Below are 21,960 nucleotides of genomic sequence, written 5' to 3'. Positions count from 1 at the left end.
CGACAACCGCCGCTGCAGCCCTCCCAGGTATCCGGGGAAAGCTGCAGCGGCTGCCCCTTAGGTTTTTCCTGCTGCCCCATGAAAACCGCACAGAGAACATTCTTCCTATACTGGCTGCCGGTCATTGCCCTCTGCGCGGCCATCTTTGTCCAATCCAGTTTTCCGCCACCCGATTTGGGACTCCCTTTCCCGCTGAAAGACAAAGTGATGCACATGGTTGCATATGGACTGCTGGCCGTTCTCTTTTTCCGGGCCTGCCGGTTGACATGGCCCGATAGACTATCCCCCATGCAGTTGATGGCGATCAGTGTCCTCTTTGCCTCCCTTTACGGCCTGAGTGATGAATTCCACCAGTCTTTTGTGGTGGCACGCCAAGCCGATGCGTTGGACGGGGTTGCGGATGTGGCGGGCAGTATTTTAGGTGCCCTGGGATATATGTGGGTGGTTTCGCGCCGCGGGTTCAATCCATATGACCGATAGGGGTTGTCGCAATTGCATGATTGAAGGGAAGTTTATAGATGAAACCATCAAGGATTGGTATTCCCGGATTGACAAAAGGGCCGATTTTCTATAGGAAAAATAGGCTGGTGATTCGATCAACAGACCCTCCCCAAAGGAGCACCTGAATATGGAACAGACGAACCTGATGGTGATCAACGGAAACGAACTTCCCATTGAACCGGGGGAGACGATCCTGGACGTGGCCCGGCGGGGCCACATCGATATTCCAACCTTGTGCCACTTGAAGGGAACCACGCCCACCGGCGCCTGCCGGATCTGCGTGGTAGAGGTAAAGGGGGCCCGGACGCTGCTGCCGGCCTGTTCCACCCCGGCCGCAGCCAACATGGTGGTGCGCACCGAATCGCCGGAAGTGGTGGCGTCGCGCAAAGAGATCCTGCGACTCATGCTTTCTTCGGGCAATCACAATTGCGCGGTGCGTGGACGGGACGACAGCGATTGGACCCAGTTCCAGCTTGGCGTGGCCAAAGACGACGACAGCAGTGAGCTCTGCCCGGTGTGGGGAGACTGCCGACTTCAGGATCTGGCCTACCGCTACCAGGTGACCGGTGAGGGCTTTCAGGGCACCCCGGCCCGCTATCCCATGGAGACGGTCAACCCTTTCATCGTGCGGGATTTTTCGCGCTGCATCCTGTGCGGTCGCTGCATCCAGGCCTGCAACGAGGTGCAGGTGAACAATGCCATCAGCTTCGGTTACCGTGGTGCGGAGACAAAAATCATCGCCGCCGGCGACCGGCCGCTGAAAGATTCCGACTGCGTCTTCTGTGGCGAATGCGTGCAGGTCTGTCCGGTGGGGGCTCTGGTGGAAAAGGATGTGCGCTACCATGTCCGCCCATGGGAAACCCAACAGGTGCGCACCACCTGCAGCTACTGCGGTGTGGGGTGTCAGATGCTCCTGCATGTGAGGGACAATCGGGTGGTCAAGGTCAGCGGTGTCGAAGACGCAGTCCCTAACAATGGCAGCTTGTGCGTCAAGGGACGTTTCGGCTTCGATTTTATCGCCAGCGACCAGCGGCTTACCGATCCCCTGATCAAGGAGAATGGTGAATTCCGCAAAGCCACCTGGGAGGAAGCCATCGGTCTGGTGGGCGATAAATTCAAAGCGATCCGCGACACCCACGGCGGAGACAGCATGGGGGTGCTCACCTCGGCTCGCGTTACCAACGAAGAGAACTACATCGCCCACAAGTTTACCCGGGCGGTGCTCAAAACGAATAATATCGATCATTGCGCCCGGCTCTGACATAGCTCCACCGTGGCCGGTCTGGCCGCAGCATTCGGAAGTGGCGCCATGACGAACACCATCGCCGATATCGAGGAGGCCGACGTCATCCTTATTACCGGCTCCAATACCTCGGAAAACCATCCTGTCCTGTCCTCATTCGTCAAACGGGCGGTGACTCGCCGCGGGGCCAAACTCATCGTGGTGGATCCGCGCCGAATCAAGATGACGGAGTTCGCCGAGCACTGGTTGCGGCCCAACCTGGGGACCGATGTGGCCTGGATCAACGGCCTGATGCACGTGATCATCAAGGAGGATCTGCACGACAAGGCCTTTATCGAGGAGCGCACAGAAAAGTTTGACGAGGTTAAGGCGCTGGTCGAACGCTACACTCCGGAGCACGTGGAAACCATCACCGGTATCCCGGCCCAGCAGCTCATCGACGCGGCACGGCTGTATGCCAAGGCCCCGGCCGGCAGCATCCTCTACTGCATGGGCATCACCCAACACACCACGGGCACCGACAACGTCAAATCCCTGGCCAACCTGGCCATGCTCTGCGGCAACATGGGTATCCGGGGCGGCGGGGTCAACCCTTTGCGCGGGCAAAACAATGTTCAGGGGGCCTGCGACATGGGCGGTTTGCCCAACGTGCTTACCGGCTATCAGCCGGTGGACAACCTGGATGCCATCAAGAAGATGGAACGGGCATGGAACGTCACCGGTCTGCCCACCAAACCAGGACTTACAGTCACGAAAATGGTGCCCAAAGCCCACAGTGGAGAGATCAAGGCCCTGTACATTATCGGGGAGAACCCGCTGGTGTCCGATCCCGACCTGAACCATGCCGAAAAGAGCTTAAGCAATCTCGATTTTCTGGTGGTTCAGGATATCTTTCTCACCGAGACCGCACAGCTGGCCGACGTGGTGCTGCCCTCCAAGTGTTTTGCGGAGAAGGAGGGTACCTTTTCCAATACCGAAAGGCGGGTGCAGCGGGTCAGAAAAGCGGTCGATCCGCCCGGATCGGTCAAGGACGACTGGAAGATCACCTGCGACATCGCCACGCGCATGGGTTATGCCATGTCCTACAAGGACAGCGAAACCATCTTCAACGAACTTGCCAGCGTGACGCCCTCTTACGCGGGCATCAGCTATGAACGGATCGAACACGAGGGGCTCCATTGGCCCTGTCCCACCCCGGAACATCCCGGTACGCCGATCCTGCACGGGACCCAATTTACCCGGGGCAAGGGAATGTTTCACGCTATCGAATGGATCGCCCCGGCGAAAATGGCCGACGACGACTATCCCATGTACCTAACCACCGGCCGGGTGCTTTATCACTACCACACCGGCACGATGACCATGAAGACCGAGGGATTGAACGAACGGGTGCCGGAGTCCTTCGTGGAGATCACGCGCGGTGATGCCCAGGGGATGGGCATCGAAGACGGCGAGCGCGTGACCATCGCTTCCCGACGGGGAGAGATTCAGGCCCGGGTGCGGATTTCCCACAAAGCCGTGGACGGGACTGTTTTCATCCCCTTCCACTTTGCCCAGGCGGCGGCCAATAAACTGACCAATGCCGCTTTGGATCCGGTTTCGGGGATTCCCGAGTTAAAGGTGTGTGCGGTGAGAGTGTCCAAGGGGGCCTAATTAGGTGAGGATAAGCGCTCTAAAGGTGCCTATCCGCTGTAAACCGTCAACAGATACACGCTGTCTTTGTGCAGAAGCCCCTACTGAAAAAATGAAAATAGAACCAAAAAGGCCGGCTCCCTTCGCTATCGGGAATCCGGCCTTTTGGTTGATGATGGTGTTGCGGATTACATATTCGACGACTCGGGGTGGAACACATCCACATCCTTGAGGTCGTCACCCAGGTATTCGCGCTCGTTGGGTCCCAGGATTCCCAGGGAGAGGCAGAGCAGGGTCCACAGGTGAACGGTCTGCCAGGGGTGATCCAACTGGTCGCTTAGATCATGAATCTGGGCGTGGCAGTTGTGGCAGGGGGTGATGGCGTAAGCCGCCTTGGTGGCCAGGATCTGGTCGGCCTTGAGCTTGCCGTATGCCCGGCGCTCATCCGGGAATCCGGACTGCAGGAACCCGCCGCCGCCGCCGCAGCAGAAGTTGTTGGATCGGTTGGGGTGCATGTCGATGAAGTTCTCTTCACCAACCACCGCCTTGACCACGAAACGCAGGTCCTCGGCAACCGGGTCGCCGAATGTTTTGCGCACCAGCTGGCAGGGGTCTTGAACCGTAAACTTGACCTGGCGCTCTTTGTTCCACTCAGAGCTGGGCTTCAGCTTGCCCTCGCGGATCCACTGGGCATAGTATTGAATGATGCTTTTGATTTCGAAGTTGTAATCGAGCTTGAATTTATCCAGTCCGAACCGGACTGCGAAAAGTTCGTGCCCTCACTCCGTGTTGAGCCAGACCTTGCAGCCCAAATCCTGTACGGCGTCTCTCTTCACCTCGACAATGTGCTTCCAGTTTTCGTTGTCACCCAGGAACATGCAATAGTTCTCTGCTGCCCAGCCTTTGGTGCCGTAAGTCCAGTCGGCGCCCACCAGGTGAAGGATCTTCCACAGGGGCACCATCTCATCCGGTTCGGTCACCGGCTCCCGGGAGTTCTGGTTCAGGAAGAATTCGGCGCCCTTTTTATTGACCGGGGCCTGCATGTCGGCAAATTCGGGCTGGGCTTCCTGGTACTCTTCAAGCACGTCTTCGACGACGAATTGAAAATCCTCTTCCGTGGCACCCATGGCACTGCAGGTGTCGTTGCGCAGGGCCATATCGCATGATCCCAGGATGCCCTTGGGACGCTGGTCACGGGGCCATTGGGCCCGTGCGTTGAACACCAGCTGGGGAATGTTGATTTTCATGGGGCAGACATACATACAGCGCGTGCACATGCTGCACATCCAGACCCATTTGGTGCTCAGGACCTCTTCGTCCATGCCCAGGGCCGCCATTCTCAAAAATTTTCGGGGATCCATTCCCTCCAGACCCGTTGCCGGACACCCCGAAGAGCAGGCGCCGCAGGTCAGGCAAAGGTTCAGGTTTCCTCCTTCAGGGAGGATCTCCTTCACCTTATCGATGAAAACAGATCGCTTTTTTCCACCGAGCTTGATCGCTTCATCAGCCATACTGTTAATTCCTCCGTTTTTAGTTGACCACCGACGATTCCAAGTTGAAAAAATATCAAGTTAATCTTTATTTACGAATCAGGCGCAAAACACAAGGAAAAAATGGCTTACTTGAATTTCAGCGTCTCTTCCATCGCCATGAGGATATTGGAAAAATCAGCCCCCATGTTTGACGCCGTGGTCGCAAAACAGATTCGCTCTTTTTCAAGGCCAATGGCGGTCAGCATATCCTGGGCGTTGGCCGCCCGCCAGCCGGCGTAGAGGCTGCCCTTCTCCGATTTGCAGTTGCCGTTGTGGCAGGCCATGACCACCACGCCCTCGGCTCCTTCGGCCAGGGCGTGCATGACGTATTCGATGTCTACCTTGCCGGCACAGGGAACGGCGACGGTTTTCAGCCCCTTGGGCAGGGGCATACCGAATGATTCGGCCATGCGGGCCGCTTCCATTCCACTGTTCTGGCAACAGAAAGCCACGATCGTAGGGGAATCGTCGGGCGCGGCGGCTGCCGATTGAGTGACCCGGTCGATCATGTCGGCATCGTTGAAGTCGCCGATCTGGATGGCGTCCATGGGGCATTCGGCGGCGCAGATACCGCAGCCCTGGCAGGCCACTGCGGAGATGACCGGCTTGTTGTCGGCGGACCAGTAGATGGCACCATGGGGGCAGCAGCGGTAGCAGGTCAAACAGAACGTGCACTTGCCCGTGTCCAAAACCGCCTTGTTGGCCGGTACAGCAATAGTACCGTCCCCCAAGAGGTTGCGGACCCGGATGGCGGCATTTTCTGCGTCCATCAGGGCACCGTAGCGTTTTTTCACCCGGCGAGTGCCGCCTACTACGAAGATCCCCTCGCGGTTGGTGGAGACCGGAAAGCGGTGAACGTTATCGGTCTGCAGGAAGCCCATGGATCCCACATCGATGTTGAGCATCTCGGCCAGAGCGGTGTTGGCCTGGTCGGCACCGAGGGCCTCTTCGACCACGATGATGTCGGGGGACAGTTCCACGTTGCGCTGGAGGACCGGATCGTCGTAGGTAATGCAGAGCGTGCCGTCCTCCTGGACCACCGTGGGCATCTCGGTGAGCTTGACATACATGGCCCCCTTGTCACGACATTCCAAGTAGAGTCGCTCAAGTCCGTCTTCGGCCACCTTTAGATCTCCGGCAAACACATAGGCGCTGGTATCCTCCATGTTTTCCATGGCCAGCACACCCTTGAGGACCCGTTCGAGAACCAGGGGGTTGCCGTCCTGGGCCAGTCCTACCATGAAAGCGATTGTTTTACCTGAAAACACGGCCGGGTTTTTGGCAAGGGCCGCTTCCATCTGGCTCTGGCTGACTACCGTTTCGGACAAGCTCAACCCATAGGCTTCATTCAACGGGCAAGCGACCAGCTCCGATGCCACCACGATGGCGCCGACGGATTTTTCGACAATGTCGTCATTGCCTGACAGCCACACCCGAAAGTCCCCGGGAACCCCGGCAGCGCCGTCCATGCGGGTGCCGGTCATCACGTCGATCATTTCCGACCCGTTGACCGTTTCCATTAACGTATTTAGGGCCGCCTGCTCCTCCCCATCGAGATCGGCGACTGGGGCACCTGCCGCCATACCCAGGCCGGCACCCTCATCGATCAACACCACCCGGTATCCATTGGCGGCAATCTCACTGGCGGCCTTGACACCGGTCATCCCGGCACCTACCACCAATACGTCGGTGGTCAGGTTGATGGTTTCCATTTGTGTGTCTTGTGTCATGAGGTCCTCCCCAGATATTTCATCACTTCGCCGGCAGATTGGCCTGCGTGGGCGATGGATTCGCCAATGGTTTTCGGTCCCGACGCGGTGCCGGCCACAAAAATGCCATCCTGGCCGGTGATGGACCGGTTCAACTTATCGGTGCAGGCAAAAAAACCGTCGCCGTTGAGCGGGGCGCCGACCAGTTCGGACAGCGAGGCGTTGTCGGCTGCCGGCATGATGCCCACAGAAAGTACAACCAGATCGAAATCATCGTCCACCGCTTCACTGCTGCCATCGGCGGCCATGAACCGGGTTCGGATGCGATCATCGTCGGTCTTGTACATATCCACGGGAATGTTGCGCACGAATTTCATGTCGTCTTTGCATTTCTGGTAAAATACGGGAAAGTCGTTGCCCGTGTTTTGGATGTCCATATAAAAGATGGTGATGTCCAGTTCCGGATCCTTGTGCTTCATGGCCTGGGCCGTTCTCAGGGCATAGGGGCAGCAGACTTGGCTGCACCACAGGTTGCCCAGACGCTCGTCGCGGCTGCCCACGCACTGGATGAAGGCGATCTTTTTGGGCGGTTTGCCGTCCGAGGGCCGCAGTACCGTGCCCTTGGCCCGCTTGCCCGATTCCAGGTCCATCCCGCTGATCACATTTTCCAGATCGTCGTAGCGGTAGGTGGACTTAACGCGTGGGTCGAAGGGGGTGAAACCGGTAGCCACGACCACGGCGTCCACCTCAAGGGTGTCTTCTCCGCCGGTTGTTTCCGGGTTCAGGCTGCCGTCGGCCTGATAGTATCTGCTGTTGTTCAATGAAAAACCCCTGACGGCTGCACAGCCCGTCGGATTGGTCGGATAACCGGCCTCGCAGGCCTTCAAGTCTTTGGCGGCTTCAATTCTTTTCAGGCTGGCCTTAAATGTTCCGTTGTTATGGATGTCGGCCACCTGGGTGGCCAGGTGGACGGTGATGGACGGTTCGTTGACCACCTTTTTTAGCATGCTTTCTACGGCGCAGGCGCCACATTGGCGGCATTCGTCCGTGGCTTTGCAGGCATATTGGATGGCGTGTCCGCCCAAGAAGTCAGCCTTTTCCACCAGCGCGACCTGCGCGCCCAGGCCGGCCAGTTCCCAGGCCGCCGTCAGACCGGCGATCCCGCCCCCGATGACCATGACTTTTTTCGATTCAGTACTCACTTGAAAACTCCTTTGGTGATCGTTGGTTGACAATGGATGTGTGGCGCAGATCAGACCTCGGGTCTGGGCAGGACTTTTGCCCGCTCAGCGATTTCCGGCACCTTGTGCTCCCATTCGATGGGCATGAGGTGAATGCCCGCAACGCCTTTCATCTCCTTGAACTCTTCGATCTGTTCGCAGGCGATTTTGATGCCTTCGTCGGCCACCTTTTTTTTGTCTACACCCTGAAGTCGCTTGATAATCGCATTGGGAACGTCCATGCCGGGAACCTTGAGCTGCATGTAGCGCGCCATACCGACACTTTTCATGGGGGTGACGCCAGCCAGGATATAGACATTCTCGGTGAGCCCCATGTCTACGGATTCTTTGACCCATTGGCGCATCCTATCCATGTTATAGATGCATTGGGTCTGCACGAAATCCACGCCGGCCTTGATTTTTTTTGCCAGGCGATGCACCCGCCATTCGTGGGGTTCGGCAAAAGGGTTGGCTGCTCCACCGATAAAAATTTTAGGCGGTTCGTCAATGTCCGCCCCACCCAGGAATTTTCCTTCGTCACGCATCTTTTTAACCATCCCTATCAGTTGGGTGGAGTCGATATCGAAGACGCCTTTGGCCTGAGGATGGTCACCAAACTGCTGATGGTCGCCGGACAAGGCGAGCATGTTGCGAATGCCCAGGGCCGATGCGCCGAGGATGTCGGCCTGCATGGCCAGGCGGTTTCGGTCCCGACAGACCATTTGGTAATTGGGTTCAAGCCCCTCTTCGATGGCAATCAACGAGGCGGCCCAGCTGGACATTCTCACCATGGCAGTCTGATTGTCGGTAATATTGACGGCATCCACCATGCCGACCAGATGTTTGGCCTTTTCCCGCACGACCGACACGTTGGTTCCGCGGGGCGGCCCGAGTTCCCCGGTAAAGGCAAAATGTCCGGCACGCAGTATCTTTTCAAGATTGCTTCCTGATTTCATTTGGGAATCCTTCTATTGGCTTGTTCCGTTTTCTTGGTTGCTTGCCGTCGAATCGGCTATTTGATGCCGAATGCGGCAAGGCGATCCTTGTAGCCAGGTTGAACGATGGTTCTGGGCGTCTGATTCCGCCAGTCATTGGGCGGACAGATGTCGATGATATTTTGCAGTCGATTCTGCTTGGCCAGTCGCTCATGGATACGCTGCCAGGCGCAGGGCTGATCGGAATTGATTTCGCAGCTGCCCTTGTTGGTGCCGCCGCAGGGTCCGTTGAACAGTCCCTTGGCGCACATGGTGACCGGACAGATGCCGGCCGTCATACCCAACACGCAGGTGCCGCAGGCCCGGCATTTTTCTTCATACCAGCCCACTTCACGATTGACGCCGATAAAGCTGGTGTCGACCCCGGGAAAAACGGGGACCTCCGGGAATCGTTCGGCAATAAATTGAATGCCGGCGCCGCAGGCCATGGAGATGATCGCGTCATATTCATCCACGATGCCGTCCAACGCTTCCAGAAATTCCATGTCACACTGCCGTTCCACGGTAACACCGCCGGTTTCGATGGGGTCCCCTTGCATGCGGCGGGCGATCTTAAGTTCCGCGTTGAGCACACCGACCTCCTTTTCTCCGCCTGCCAGGCATACCGCCACACAGGTGCCGCATCCCACAGTGAGGACTTTTTTAAAGTCCTTGACCATGGCCCTGACCTCTTCAAAGGGTTTTTTTTCCGCAACAATCATTTGACATTCCTCCTGTTGATCATGACACGGGGTCGATGCCATGAAGGGTTATGCAGATCACGCATGACTTGGGGGTGAGCGTGAGCCGTATCGATATGAGCCAAGGAGCGAAACTAACCTGAGTGAATCAATCATGTCAACATGTAAAGGATGTAAAATTCGCCTGCAGCCCAAATCCACTTATTGCCTGTCGGCAGCCATGTCAACATGAAATGAATGCTTACTCATCTTATTACAGGGGTGGATCGACGCCATGTGGTAACGACGGTGAAACCTGAACGGCAGATATGCCATCCCGGATTTACCTCATTTGAGTGCGGTTTTAGCATGTTCTCATCGGTTTTTCGGAATTTTTCATGATAAGGCTTGACAGGGTGATTTGGCCTTTGATAAATGAATGAGTATTCATTCATAATCAGTCGTGATTAGGAGGTTCACCATCAACACGAAAAAGAAAAATATGGACAAATACCGGCGGATCCTGGAGGCGGCCATTACTGTATTTGCCGAGCAGGGGTACTTTCAGTCGACGATTGCCCAGATTGCCAAAGAGGCTGGGGTGGCGGACGGAACCATCTACCTCTATTTTAAGAACAAAGACGATATACTGGTTCAGTTCTACCAATACAAGACCCGCCAAATCTTCGAACGATTTCGCGATGCGGTCAGTCAGCCGGCCACTGCCGTAGAGAAGCTGCGATGTTTGATTCACGTCCACTTGCAGGAGTTCCAGAAAGACCGCAACATGGCCATCGTTTATCAGGCGGAAACCCATCAGAATCGACGGCTCGGGAACGAGCAGATCAAAGAGATGTCCAAGATGTACCGCGATATTATATCCGAGGTGGTGGAACTGGGTCAGGAGGAGGGAACCATCAGGAAGGATCTCTACATGGGGTTGGTTAAGCGGTTCATCAATGGTGCGGTGGATGAGGTGATCAACTCCTGGATTCATTCAGGTGGGCAATACGATTTGGTAACCATGGCCGACCCGTTGGTGGAACTTTTCATTCAGGGTATCGGCGGTCCCGGTGGAACGGAAGCAACGGATTGAATACATCATCGCATATCGTCGGTCTACTCGATTCGGCGGCGGATCAACCAGTCAACAAGGAGAAAACAAACCATGGCACAGGTAATCGCTGACAGGAGAGATGTTGATTTCGTGCTGCATGAACAGCTGAACGTCGGCGCGTTGAGTGAACATGAAAAGTACGCAGAATTCAACAAAAAGACGGTAGATTTAATCATCAGTGAGGCGCGCAATCTTGCTATAAAGGAGATTCTTCCCACCTTCAAAGAGGGTGACGAGCAGGGATGCCGTCTGGAAAACGGAAAGGTATCGGTTCCGGAAAACTTCAAGCGCGCATATGACCTGTTCGTCGAAGGTGAATGGCTGGCTATGCCCGAGGACCCGGAATACGGCGGGCAGGGAATGCCCCGTACGGTCGCGCTGGCCGCGGGCGACTATTTCAACGGTGCCAATTATGCGTTCATGATGTATCCAGGGCTGACTCACGGCGCCGCTCTCCTGGTAGAGGCTTTCGGCACAGAACGGCAGAAGAAACGCTATTTGAGGAACATGTTTACCGGCAAGTGGACCGGCACCATGCTGCTCACCGAGCCAGAAGCCGGTTCCGACGTCGGCAACCTGTCCACCACCGCCGTGAAAAATGAAGACGGTACCTATACCATCACTGGCAACAAGATTTTCATCTCTGCCGGCGAGCATGACTTGGTGGAGAACATCGTCCATCCGGTGCTGGCCCGAATCGAAGGGGCACCGGCGGGCACCAAAGGCATCTCTCTTTTTCTGGTTCCTAAATACCGGGTCAACGACGACGGTAGTTTAGGCGAATTCAACGACGTGGTCTGCACGGGCATCGAGCACAAGATGGGCATCAACGGCAACGCCACCTGCTCACTGACCCTGGGCGGCAAGGGCCAGTGCGTGGGGGAACTGCTGGGCGAAGAGAACAAAGGCATGCGGGCCATGTTCCTGATGATGAACGAGGCGCGCCTGCTCGTGGGAATGCAGGGATTCTGCTGCGCCAGTCCGTCCTACATGAATGCGGTCAATTACGCCAGGGAACGAATTCAGGGCAAGAATCTGCTGAAGATGATGGATCCCAACGCACCGTCCGTAGCGATCATTCAGCACCCGGACGTTCGTCGCATGCTCCTCTCCATGAAATCACACGTGGAGGGCATGCGCAGTCTGCTCTATTATGCAGGCTTCCTTTCCGATCAGATCGCTGTCAGCGATGACGAGGCTGAAAAAGCCAGGCTGCAGGGCATGGTGGATCTGCTCATCCCCATCTGTAAAGGATACGTCACCGACAAAGCCTTTGAAGTGTGCAGCACGGGTGTGCAGGTGTATGGCGGATACGGGTTTATCAAGGAATATCCCCAGGAGCAGCTTTTGCGGGATTGCCGTATCACCATGATCTATGAGGGTACCAACGGCATTCAGGCCATGGATCTGCTGGGTCGAAAGCTGGGCATGAACAAGGGCAAACCGATCATGGACCTGATGGTCGAGATTCAGAAGACCATCGCCCAGGCCAAGACCGTCGACAGCCTGAAGGATTACGCGATTAGAGTGGAAAAGGCCTTGAACCGCCTAGGTGAAGTGGCCATGCACCTGGGCGCCACCGCCATGTCACCCAAGGTGATGAGCGCCTTTGCCTTTGCGCACCCGTTCATGGAGGCCTCTGGTGACGTGGTGATGGCCTGGATGCTGCTTTGGCGAGGGGTCGTGGCGGCCACCCAACTGGAAAAAGGGGCCAAGAAAAAAGATCAGGCCTTTTACGAAGGCCAGATGAAAAGCGTGCAGTATTTCACCCAGGCGGTGCTTCCCATTACCATGGGCAAGATGGACGCCATCATGACCACCTGCGATGCGGCCATAGAAATTACCGAAGACGCGTTCGGCGGCAAATAAGTCGATAAAAAAAACTGCCGTTCACAGGTTCAAGGTTCAGCGGTTGAAGGTGCACCAGAACTAACGCTGATCAGATGAATAGTTACCTGGCGGGGCCACTCGCACTGCGATTGGCGGATTATCAGAAACCCGGTGGCCTATGCGCACGGTCAACGAATGAAAGCAAGCCCAGAACGGTGAACGCTGAACCTGGCAACGCACACCAAAAACAAATGAAAACGGGGGATGCATGATGATGCAGCCCTCGTTTTGGTTTTTAATGACCTTATCGCCCAAACCAACGCTGGCAGGGTCTATTGTTTTTTTTGCAGCTCCATGGCTCTGAGATCTTTTTTAAGAACCTTGCCGACATTGGTCTTTGGCAGTTCTTTGCGGAACTCGATTTCCGTGGGCCATTTGTACTTGGCCAGCTTGTCTTCGCAATATTTAAGCAGTTCTTCGGCGGTGGCTGTCTGGCCTTCCTTCAGCACGACGAACACCTTGACCGCCTCACCGCGTTTGGGATGCGGGATGCCGATGACCGTTGCCTCCATCACCTTGGGATGTTCGAAAAACACCTCTTCGATGTCCCGGGGATACACGTTGAAGCCGCCGGAGATGATCATGTCTTTCTTGCGATCGACGATGTAGAAATAGCCCTCTTCATCCATTTTGGCGATGTCGCCGGTGTGCAGCCACCCGTCGGTGAGCGTTTCGGCGGTGGCGTCGGGGCGGTTCCAATAACCTTTCATGACCTGGGGACCCTTGACCAGGAGTTCACCGGTTTCTCCCACGGGAACGTCGGTGACCCCATCACCAAGATCCACGATGCGGCTCTGGGTATCTGAAATGGGAATGCCCACACTGCCCACTTTACGATTGCCTTTGAAGGGGTTGATGTGGGTGACCGGGCAGGACTCGGTCATGCCGAAGCCCTCGACAATAACCGCACCGGTTTTCTTTTCGAACTCCTTGATCACCTCCACGGGCAGCGGAGCACTACCGGAAAAACAGCCTTTGATGGAGGTGAGGTCGGTCCGTTCGATATCGGGATGTTCCAGCATGCCGATGTACATCGTGGGCACCAGCGGTGCAAAGGTGGGTTTGAACTTGCTGATGGCCTCCAACAATTGAGGGGGCTGGGGTTTGGGTACGAGGATGTTTCCCCAACCCTTGAAAATGGCCAGGTTCATGGCGGTGGAGAGGCCGAAAACGTGGAAAAATGGCAGGGCACCAAGCATGATTTCATCGCTGCCGAAAGTGGGGAACCAGGCCGATACATGCTGGGTCTGTTGGCTCAGGTTGCCATGGGTGAGCATGACACCTTTGGAAACACCGGTGGTGCCGCCGGTATACTGGTACATGGCCACCGTATCGAAATCCAGAGCCACCTGTGGCGGGTTGGGCGCATGGCGTGCAATGAGGTCTTTCCATTTGAAAATGTTGTCGGCCGGTTTAACATCGGCAGCCAGCCCCTTTTTCTTGCCCACCAGAGGGAAAAGGAGATTTTTGGGGAAGGGGAGATAGTCTCCGATACTGGTGTAGACAATCTGTTTGATCTTGGTTTTTGGTCGAAGATCGATCATCCGGTTGCCGAGCAGATCAAGGGTGATCAAGACGCTGGATCCGGAGTCATTGAACTGATGCTCCAACTCCCGGTCAGAATACAACGGGTTGTTCATGACTGCGATGGCACCGATGCGCAGGATGGCATAATAGGCGGCCACACAAGGGATCACATTGGGCAGCAGAATCGCCACGCTGTCTCCCGCGCTAACCCCGAAGTGGGTCAGGCAAGCGGCAAATCGATCCACCATGTCGTTCAGTTTGCTGAAGCTGATCTGATAACCTTGAAACGTCAGGGCCATTTTGTTCGGGAACGCCTCGGCCGACCGCCTCAGGAACGCCGGCAGGCATATGTTCTCATATTGAACATGTTCCGGAACGCCTGCCTCGTAGTGGGTCAGCCACGGTTTTTCCAGGTAGGGACTGTCTGTGCTCACGGAAACCTCCTTTTTGCTTGTTTTTAAGGGGCGATCGTAATAAATGAGGCCCTTATGCCGGTTGGGTGGGGTTTTCGCCGCCGAATCACTTTCACCTAATTTGAGAAGCTTTTTTTGTCAATAAAATTAATGGGTAATTTTATTTTTTGGTGCGCGCACACGCGGTCGTGAAATATCTGATATAATGTTTCCGCCGAAATAACGTCGCCATTGCTGTCAGGGGAGGGAATGGACACCGCCGCCCAAATTTTTTCTTGACAGGACTGGAATCAGCCGTTAAAAACTGAATGAATCTTCATTCATTTTTATCTATTCTAATACGAAATCGAAGGGAGAACAAGGGCAAAATATGGAAAACGCGTTGATCGCTCCGGCCAAGTATTTTTTTCTTTTCATACCCACGGTGGTTTTTTCGATCCTGATTCCCCTGGTGGGCGTTGCCGTCTTCGCATATATCATGGCCATCCGAATGGCGCCGCTGGTAAAGGCGGCGCCGGACAGCAGACTCGACCGCATTCCCCAGCGCATCTATCACGTGGTCAAGATCTGGCTGGGCCAGTATCGCCAGCCCCGGTACATGCTGGCGGGCGTGGTGCACATCGTCATTTTCGCCGGTTTTTTGATCCTGAGCATCCGCTCGTGCTCCCTGGTCGTCATGGGCATCGATCCCAGCTTCGTCATGCCTGGATTCGGCGGACTGCTGGGCGACATCTACAACCTGCTCAAAGATTACGCGGCCACCGCGGTGCTGGTCGCCTGCGCCATCGCCGCCTTTCGGCGGGCGGTGGTCAAGCCTGAACGATACAAAGTGCCGGCCCGCTACGGCAAGGACCACACCGCTGAAGCCCTGTTCGTTTTAGGCCTGATCTCGACGCTGATGATCTCCGAAAGCCTGTTCGAGGCCAGCAGTGTGGCCGCCAACGCCCAGGCGGGTCTGCACGCCGAGTTCCTGGCGCCGGCCAGCCTGGCCTGGCTGTTCATGCAGGGCCTGATGTCCACATCCGTGGAGACGCTGCAGACCCTTCACATCGCCGCCTACTACATCCACGACCTGACCTTTTTCTTCTTCCTGTGCTTTTTGCCCCTGGGCAAACACTTCCACGTGATCACCTCGCTGTTCAACGTGTTCTTCATGCGCATCGACAAGGGCAACGTCAAACCGGTGCGTCACGGCGTCACCGATGAACAGCTGGACGACCTGGAATCTTTCGGCGTAAAGCGGCTGGAGGACTTCACCTGGAAGCATATCCTGGATTTTTACTCGTGCGCCGACTGCGGCCGCTGTTCGGACAACTGCCCGGCCAACGCCGTGGGGCGGCCCCTTTCGCCGCGCTTCATCTCCATCAAGGGGCGCGACTTGGCATTTAAGAATTATCCCATCTACCCCTATGGCAGCCCGTTCAAGAAAAGCGAGGACCTGATCGGCGGAATTTACGACGAGGACGAGGTCTGGTCCTGCACTACCTGCGGGGCCTGCGAGCAGGAGTGCCCCATCGGCATCGAGTACATCGACAAGATCGTCGATCTTCGTCGCGGGATGGTGGACGAGGGCATGGTGCCCCAGAGTCTTCAAAAACCCTTGAGCGCCCTTGAAAAACGCGGCAACCCCTGGGGCAAGATGGAAAAGAAGCGCGCCGACTGGACCAAGGACCTGCCCGAGGGGGTCACGGTCAAGGACCTGGCCAAAGAATCGGCCGAGGCGCTCTACTTCGTGGACAGCATCACCAGCTTTGATGACCGCATGCAGGCTATCGGCCGGGCCACGGCCACCATCCTTTCCCGGGCCGGTGCGGATGTCGGTATCTTGGGCAAACAAGAAAAAGACAGCGGCAACGAGATCCGGCGCTTCGGCGAAGAGATGCTCTTTCAGACCATGAAGGAGATGAATACCGAGGCCATTCTCGACAGCGGCGCCAAGCACATCATCACCGCCGACCCGCACGCCTACAACGCCTTGAAAAACGACTATCAGGGGCTGCCGCCGGTCGAACACATCAGCCAGTTTATCGCTCGCAACGTCAAATCCGGCGCCATCCGGCTGACCGGCGCCAATGGCGACGGCAAGGTCTACACTTATCACGACCCCTGCTACCTGGGTCGCCACAATGATGTGTACGATGATCCGCGGGCGGCCCTGGATGCCATCGCCGGGTTGAAACGGGTGGAGATGCAGCGCTGCCGGGACCGGTCTTTTTGCTGCGGCGGCGGCGGTCTGATGCTCTTCTACGAACCCGAGGAAGAGCAGCGCATGGGCGTGCTGCGCGTCGAGATGGCTGCTGCGGCCGGCGCCAACGTGATCGTCACGGCCTGTCCTTTCTGCCTGGTCAACATGGAAGACGCCATCAAGGTAGCCGGGCTGGAGGGCAAGATGGAGGCGATTGATTTGTCGGAGTTGATTGTCCAGCACATCCAGTAGGATCGCTTGGAACCATGAAGTTCAATAAGGAGATAAAATTCCAATAACCAAATAACAAATCACAAACAAATCCCAATGACCCAAATCTCAAATTTGAAACCGGTTGCTCTGCACCTTGTTTGAGATTTGATTATTGAAATTTGGGATTTATTTGGAATTTGGGTATTGGGATTTGTGATTTTCTTTTTGTCCGAAATGGAAGAATTGTTATTCAATCATCAATAGGAGGGAAGCATGGAGATTTTGGTCTGCGTAAAACGGGTACCCGATACCGCTGAGAACGAGATCGAGGTGAACGGTTCCGGCAGCGATATCGAGCGCGACGACCTGGTATACTCGGTCAACGAGTGGGACAACTACGCCGTGGAAGAGGCCATTTTGATCCGCGACAAGGTGGGCGGCAGCGTCACCGTGATCACCGTGGGAGACGACGAGTCCGAAGAGGTGCTGCGTCGCGAGATGGCCATGGGCGCCGACAACGGCCTTCTGCTTTGCGACGACGCGTTTGCGGGATCGGACGGCAAAGGCGTCGCCACCCTGCTCAAGGCGGCGGTCGAGAAGGGCAAGTACGACCTGATCCTGACCGGTGCCCAGGCCGATGACGGAGCGGCCCAGGTGGGCGGCATGCTGGCCGCCATGCTGGACTATCCTTACGCCTCACTGGTCAACAAGATCGAGGTGGCCGACGGCAAGCTCACGGTGGGCCGTGAGATCGAAGGCGGCAACCAGGAGATGAACGAGATCCAGCTGCCCTGCGTGCTGTCGATCCAGACCGGCATCAACGAGCCGCGCTACGTGGGCATCCGCGGCATCCGCAAGGTGGCTTCGGTGGAGATCCCCCAGCAGGGCGCCGCCGACCTGGGTGTCGACGCCGCCACGGTGGGGGCTGCCGGCGCCCGGGTCAAACGCCTGGACTACTTCGTGCCCGAAATGGGCGAGGGGGCTGAAATGCTCGAAGGCAGCACCGAAGAGATCGTTGCCAAGCTGATCGAACTCTTGAAAGCCAAAGGAGGGTTGAAATAATGGCTGATATCTATGCATACATCACGCACAAAGACGGCGTGGCCGACGACTCGGCCCTGGAACTGGTTGCCGCGGCCAAGCAGATCGACGCCAATGCTGCCGTCACCGCCATCGTGACCGGTTCGGGCGCCGACCTGGACAAGGTCGCCGGCGAGGTGGCCGCTTCTTATGACCGGGTCCTCAAGTTCAACCATGACGCCCTGGCCTACCCCAATGCCGAAGTCGTCAGGAAACTGCTGGTCAACGTGCTGCCCGCCGATGCCATCGTCTTGATCTCCAATGACACCTTCGGCATGGACCTGGGCCCCGGCCTGTCGATCAAGCTGGACTCGACCTTCGTGGCCGACGTGGTGGGGATCGAAGGCATGGACGGTTCCACACTGAAGGTGATCCGACAAGAGTACTCGGGTATGGTCAGCACCCATGTAACCGCCGACATTTCCAGCGGTGCGGTGGTCAACCTTCGTCCCGGCGCCTTTGCCCCGGACGAGAGCCGATCCGCCGCCGGCACGGTAGAGGATAAATCCGGCGAGGCCGGCGACCTGACGGCCAAGCGCACCTTTTTGGAAGTGGTCGAAGCCGAAGTGGGCGACGTGGACATCACCAAGTCCGACGTGCTGGTTTCTGTGGGCCGCGGCATCGAGGACGAAGAGAATATCGAGATTGCCCAGGAACTGGCCGATGCCATGGGTGCCGTAGTCTCGTGCTCACGGCCCATCGTGGATGCCAAGTGGCTGGAGAAATCCCGCCAGGTGGGCACGTCCGGCCAGACGGTCAAACCCAAGGTATACCTGGCCTGCGGGATCTCCGGCAGTTTCCAGCACATGGGTGGTATTAAGGGTGCACCATTCATCGTGGCCATCAACAAGAACGTCAAGGCGCCGATCTTCCAGGTGGCCGACGTGGGCATCGAAGCCGACATCCTCGATTTTCTGCCCGAACTGACCGATGCCATCAAGGCATCCTAGCATACCATATCTTTCCAAAACACGGCGGGCGCCCGCTTTTCTTTAGCGGGGGCCCGCTTTTTTTATTGTGCCTCCCACCTTCCGGAAGGTGGCGATAGGCTCCACCGGGGTAATTTCCACCCAAGCTGAGCGTTTCCCATGTTGGTTTTGAAAAAAAATAATTACAAAAAGTATGGGTTATGTCACTTGGTGACTTCAACTTGGAAAACCCGTTGGGATTGCCGATCTTACCGCATCTGCGGCGTCAGACGTCTTCCCGCACAAGCGACTATAGCGGAATGACATCTTCCTTGGATCTGCGGCAAGTTCGACAATCGCTCAGCTTGGGTTCCAATCTGCCGGGTTGTTCTTGACATGCCCGGGTCCTTGGCATACATGATTTCTTTCACTGGTTATGGCAACATCCCGTTTCCATGGCGGATAACGAAATATGGCAGGAAACCCTCCATGAGTGTATTTCGCGGCTGCATCGCCGTATGGCGAATCGCCGGCTGGCTGATAACTGCCGGGTTGGTGCTTCATGGCCCTGGAATGCCGCCGGGTTGCGCTGCCGGTGAGTCGGATAAGCAGGTCGTTCATCTCTATTTCGCCGATGCGAAGCGTCCGGTGCTTATTGCCGAGCCTCGTACGATGGCCAATCCCGGCGAACCGACGGCATTCAGCCGGCAACTGGTGTTGGAACTGATCAATGGTTCTGCACGTGGAAATTTGCCCACCATACCCCAGGAAACGCGATTGAGATCGTTTTTTTTGCTGGGTGATGGAACGGCGGTGGTTGATTTTTCGGCTCATCTGCTTGAAAACCACCCAGGAGGTTGCCGGCTGGAGCAAATGACACTATTTTCAATCGTCAATTCTCTGATCCTAAACGTTTCAGAAGTTGACCAGGTAAAAATTCTGATTGACGGGGCGGAGGTACAGACGCTGACCGGCCACCTTCCACTGGACTTTCCTTTAACGGCTGATATGCTGCTGACACGATGAAAAAGACTGACAAACTCAATAACATTCGGAATATTGGTATTATCGCCCACATCGATGCCGGCAAGACGACGGTCACCGAACGGATTCTTTATTACACGGGGCGATCCCACAAAATCGGCGAGGTCCATGACGGTGAAGCGGTGATGGACTGGATGGTCGACGAGCAGGAGCGGGGCATCACCATCACGTCAGCAGTTACCACCTGCCAGTGGAATGGCCGGGACATCCAAGTCATCGACACGCCGGGGCATGTTGATTTTACCATTGAGGTGGAGCGTTCCTTGCGTGTGCTGGACGGGGCCGTGGGTGTCTTTTGCGCCGTAGGCGGTGTGGAACCCCAGTCGGAGACGGTTTGGCGCCAGGCCGACCGTTACAAGGTACCCAAGATTGCCTTCATCAATAAACTGGACCGCATCGGTGCCGATTTTTTTGGTACGGTTCAGATGATGCGCGACAGGCTTAAGGCCCACACCCTGATCCTTCAGATTCCCATGGGCACCGAAGACAGCTTCTCCGGTGTTGTCGATCTGATTCGCATGCAGCAGGTTCGCTGGGACGACGACACAAAAGGGGCCAGCTACACCGCCGAGGATATCGATGCCGAACGCCGCGAGGATGCGGAAATCTACCGGGACCAGATGCTGGAAACCCTTGCCGAGGTGGACGATGGAATCATGGAGGCCTACCTGGCCGAAGCGCCCATCGATACGGAGACGATTTTGGCTGCCGTCAGAAAAGCCACTATTGCATTGAAACTGGTGCCGGTGCTGTGTGGGAGCGCATTGAAAAACAAAGGAATACAACCGCTTCTGGATGCCATTGTTCAATTCCTCCCCAGTCCGGCGGAGGTGCCGGCCATTACGGGTGTTCATCCGGAAACCGGAGATACCATCCTGTGCCGACCGGATGAAAAAGCGCCACTGGCGGCATTGATTTTCAAGGTCTCCATGATGGAAGGCAGGAAATTGTCCTATGTCCGGGTCTACAGCGGCAAAATTACTGCCGGTACAGACGTATACAATCCCAGCCGAAACAAGAAAGAGAAGCTGTCACGCATCCTTTTGATGCATGCCAATAAACGGGAGCGGGTAGACACCGTGGGCCCGGGGGCCATTGTCGGAATCGTGGGGCTCAAGGATTCCTCAACCGGCGAAACCCTGTGCCAACAGGAGCATCCGGTGCTGCTGGAAAAAATGGATTTTTACGAACCGGTGATATCCGTGGCCGTGGAGCCCAAAACCCACAGCGACCAGGAGAAGCTCCAGCAGGTGCTGGAAAAGTTCATGGCCGAAGACCCCACCTTGCGGGTCCGGGAGGATGAGGACACCGGCCAGACGATTCTTTCCGGCATGGGCGAACTGCATCTGGAAATCATCACCAGCCGCATGCAGCGTGAGTTCAATACCCGGGTCAACGTGGGCAAGCCTCAGGTCGTCTACCGGGAAACCATCGAATCCACTGCTACTGGGACTGCGGTTTTCGACAAGGAAGTCGCCGGTAACCGCCATTACGGCGAGATTGCACTGCGGCTGGAACCGCTTTCCCGAGGTGAAGGCAAACGCTTCGAATCACGCCTGGCAGAGGAAGCGTTGGCCCCCGGATTGGTGAAGGCGGCTGAGAAAGGGGTGATGGAATCCCTGGAGAGCGGCATTCTCATGGGGTATCCGGTGGTCGATGTGAAAGCGGTGCTTACCGGCGCCGGAACCCGGGAAAACAACGGCTCGGAGCTGGCCTTTACTGTGGCCGCCTCCATGGCGGTCCGAGAGGCCCTTTCCCAGGGGAATTCATTCCTGCTGGATCCCATCATGACCGTGGAAGTCATCGTCCCCGAGGATTTCATGGGGGATGTGATCGGAGACCTGAACGCCAGGGGCGGAAAAATCGAATCCATCCAACCCAAACTGGGGGTCCAGACCATCAAGGCGACGGTGCCCCTGGCAAAAATGTTCGGCTACTCCACCAGCCTGCGGTCGGCCACCCAGGGGCGGGGAACCTTTTCCATGCAGTTCTCCCGGTTTGACCGCAATTGAAAAAACGTTCAGCGTTCAACCGTTGATGAACCCGTAAAAAGTCGAGATGTCCTCTTTTTTGTCATCCCCGCGAAGGCGGG

General features: G+C 56.4%; 15 protein-coding genes. 9 read left to right on the top strand and 6 right to left on the bottom strand.

Features of this window, described 5'->3' with window-relative positions:
- Positions 1-78 precede the first annotated feature (78 nt).
- Both ABYV26_RS02005 and fdhF read left to right on the top strand, forming a co-directional pair.
- Entirely contained in the window at positions 79-480 is a 402-nt protein-coding gene (locus tag ABYV26_RS02005) for a VanZ family protein (protein ID WP_372677675.1), read from the top strand.
- Positions 481-628: 148 nt separating this feature from the next.
- On the top strand, positions 629-3,397 hold the full coding sequence (gene fdhF / locus ABYV26_RS02000) for a formate dehydrogenase subunit alpha (RefSeq protein WP_372677673.1): 2,769 nt from the start codon (positions 629-631) through the stop codon (positions 3,395-3,397).
- Positions 3,398-3,564: 167 nt separating this feature from the next.
- On the opposite strand, the gene ABYV26_RS01995 is transcribed toward fdhF, so the two are convergent.
- From ABYV26_RS01995 to ABYV26_RS01975, 5 genes are all read right to left on the bottom strand, one after another.
- A complete protein-coding gene (locus ABYV26_RS01995) occupies positions 3,565-4,887 on the bottom strand; it encodes a (Fe-S)-binding protein (RefSeq protein ID WP_372677671.1) in 1,323 nt (440 codons plus the stop codon).
- Between the two features lie 107 nt (positions 4,888-4,994).
- Complete coding sequence (locus ABYV26_RS01990; protein WP_372677669.1) at positions 4,995-6,638, bottom strand: hydrogenase iron-sulfur subunit; 1,644 nt, start codon at positions 6,636-6,638, stop codon at positions 4,995-4,997.
- Complete coding sequence (locus ABYV26_RS01985) at positions 6,635-7,819, bottom strand: FAD-dependent oxidoreductase (protein WP_372677667.1); 1,185 nt, start codon at positions 7,817-7,819, stop codon at positions 6,635-6,637. Before ABYV26_RS01985 ends, ABYV26_RS01990 begins: the two co-directional genes overlap by 4 nt.
- A 50-nt stretch (positions 7,820-7,869) precedes the next feature.
- A complete protein-coding gene (locus ABYV26_RS01980) occupies positions 7,870-8,793 on the bottom strand; it encodes a methylenetetrahydrofolate reductase (RefSeq protein WP_372677665.1) in 924 nt (307 codons plus the stop codon).
- Positions 8,794-8,849: 56 nt separating this feature from the next.
- Complete coding sequence (locus ABYV26_RS01975) at positions 8,850-9,533, bottom strand: methylenetetrahydrofolate reductase C-terminal domain-containing protein (protein ID WP_372677663.1); 684 nt, start codon at positions 9,531-9,533, stop codon at positions 8,850-8,852.
- Positions 9,534-9,993: 460 nt separating this feature from the next.
- Here ABYV26_RS01975 and ABYV26_RS01970 point away from each other — a divergent pair, with 460 nt between their 5' ends.
- Both ABYV26_RS01970 and ABYV26_RS01965 read left to right on the top strand, forming a co-directional pair.
- Complete coding sequence (locus ABYV26_RS01970) at positions 9,994-10,587, top strand: TetR/AcrR family transcriptional regulator (protein WP_372677661.1); 594 nt, start codon at positions 9,994-9,996, stop codon at positions 10,585-10,587.
- Positions 10,588-10,659: 72 nt separating this feature from the next.
- The gene (locus tag ABYV26_RS01965) at positions 10,660-12,477 is read left to right on the top strand and encodes an acyl-CoA dehydrogenase (RefSeq protein WP_372677659.1); all 1,818 of its coding nucleotides are present in this window, start codon (positions 10,660-10,662) and stop codon (positions 12,475-12,477) included.
- A 293-nt stretch (positions 12,478-12,770) separates the two neighbouring features.
- Here the strand turns inward: ABYV26_RS01965 and ABYV26_RS01960 are convergent, their stop codons facing one another.
- Entirely contained in the window at positions 12,771-14,459 is a 1,689-nt protein-coding gene (locus ABYV26_RS01960) for a long-chain fatty acid--CoA ligase (protein WP_372677657.1), read from the bottom strand.
- A 349-nt stretch (positions 14,460-14,808) separates the two neighbouring features.
- Between ABYV26_RS01960 and ABYV26_RS01955 the strand changes: the two genes are divergently transcribed.
- The 5 genes from ABYV26_RS01955 to fusA all read left to right on the top strand — a co-directional run bounded on the left by ABYV26_RS01955 (position 14,809) and on the right by fusA (position 21,880).
- Entirely contained in the window at positions 14,809-16,875 is a 2,067-nt protein-coding gene (locus ABYV26_RS01955) for a (Fe-S)-binding protein (RefSeq protein ID WP_372677655.1), read from the top strand.
- A 234-nt stretch (positions 16,876-17,109) separates the two neighbouring features.
- On the top strand, positions 17,110-17,898 hold the full coding sequence (locus tag ABYV26_RS01950; protein ID WP_372677654.1) for an electron transfer flavoprotein subunit beta: 789 nt from the start codon (positions 17,110-17,112) through the stop codon (positions 17,896-17,898).
- Positions 17,898-18,866, top strand: a complete 969-nt coding sequence (locus tag ABYV26_RS01945; protein ID WP_372677652.1) for an electron transfer flavoprotein subunit alpha/FixB family protein — start codon at positions 17,898-17,900, stop codon at positions 18,864-18,866. Before ABYV26_RS01950 ends, ABYV26_RS01945 begins: the two co-directional genes overlap by 1 nt.
- A 375-nt stretch (positions 18,867-19,241) precedes the next feature.
- A complete protein-coding gene (locus tag ABYV26_RS01940) occupies positions 19,242-19,850 on the top strand; it encodes a GerMN domain-containing protein (protein ID WP_372677688.1) in 609 nt (202 codons plus the stop codon).
- Positions 19,847-21,880 carry an elongation factor G gene (fusA, locus tag ABYV26_RS01935; RefSeq protein WP_372677651.1) on the top strand — a complete coding sequence of 678 codons (2,034 nt, stop codon included), beginning with the start codon at positions 19,847-19,849 and terminating at the stop codon, positions 21,878-21,880. The genes ABYV26_RS01940 and fusA overlap by 4 nt, the downstream gene beginning before the upstream one ends.
- Positions 21,881-21,960 lie beyond the last annotated feature (80 nt).

Origin of the sequence: Desulfosarcina sp., assembly GCF_041551955.1 — a bacterium.
Classification (GTDB): Bacteria; Desulfobacterota; Desulfobacteria; order Desulfobacterales; family Desulfosarcinaceae; genus Desulfosarcina.
Note: the sequence above shows the minus strand (reverse complement) of the source record. Positions and strands in the feature narration are given on the sequence as shown.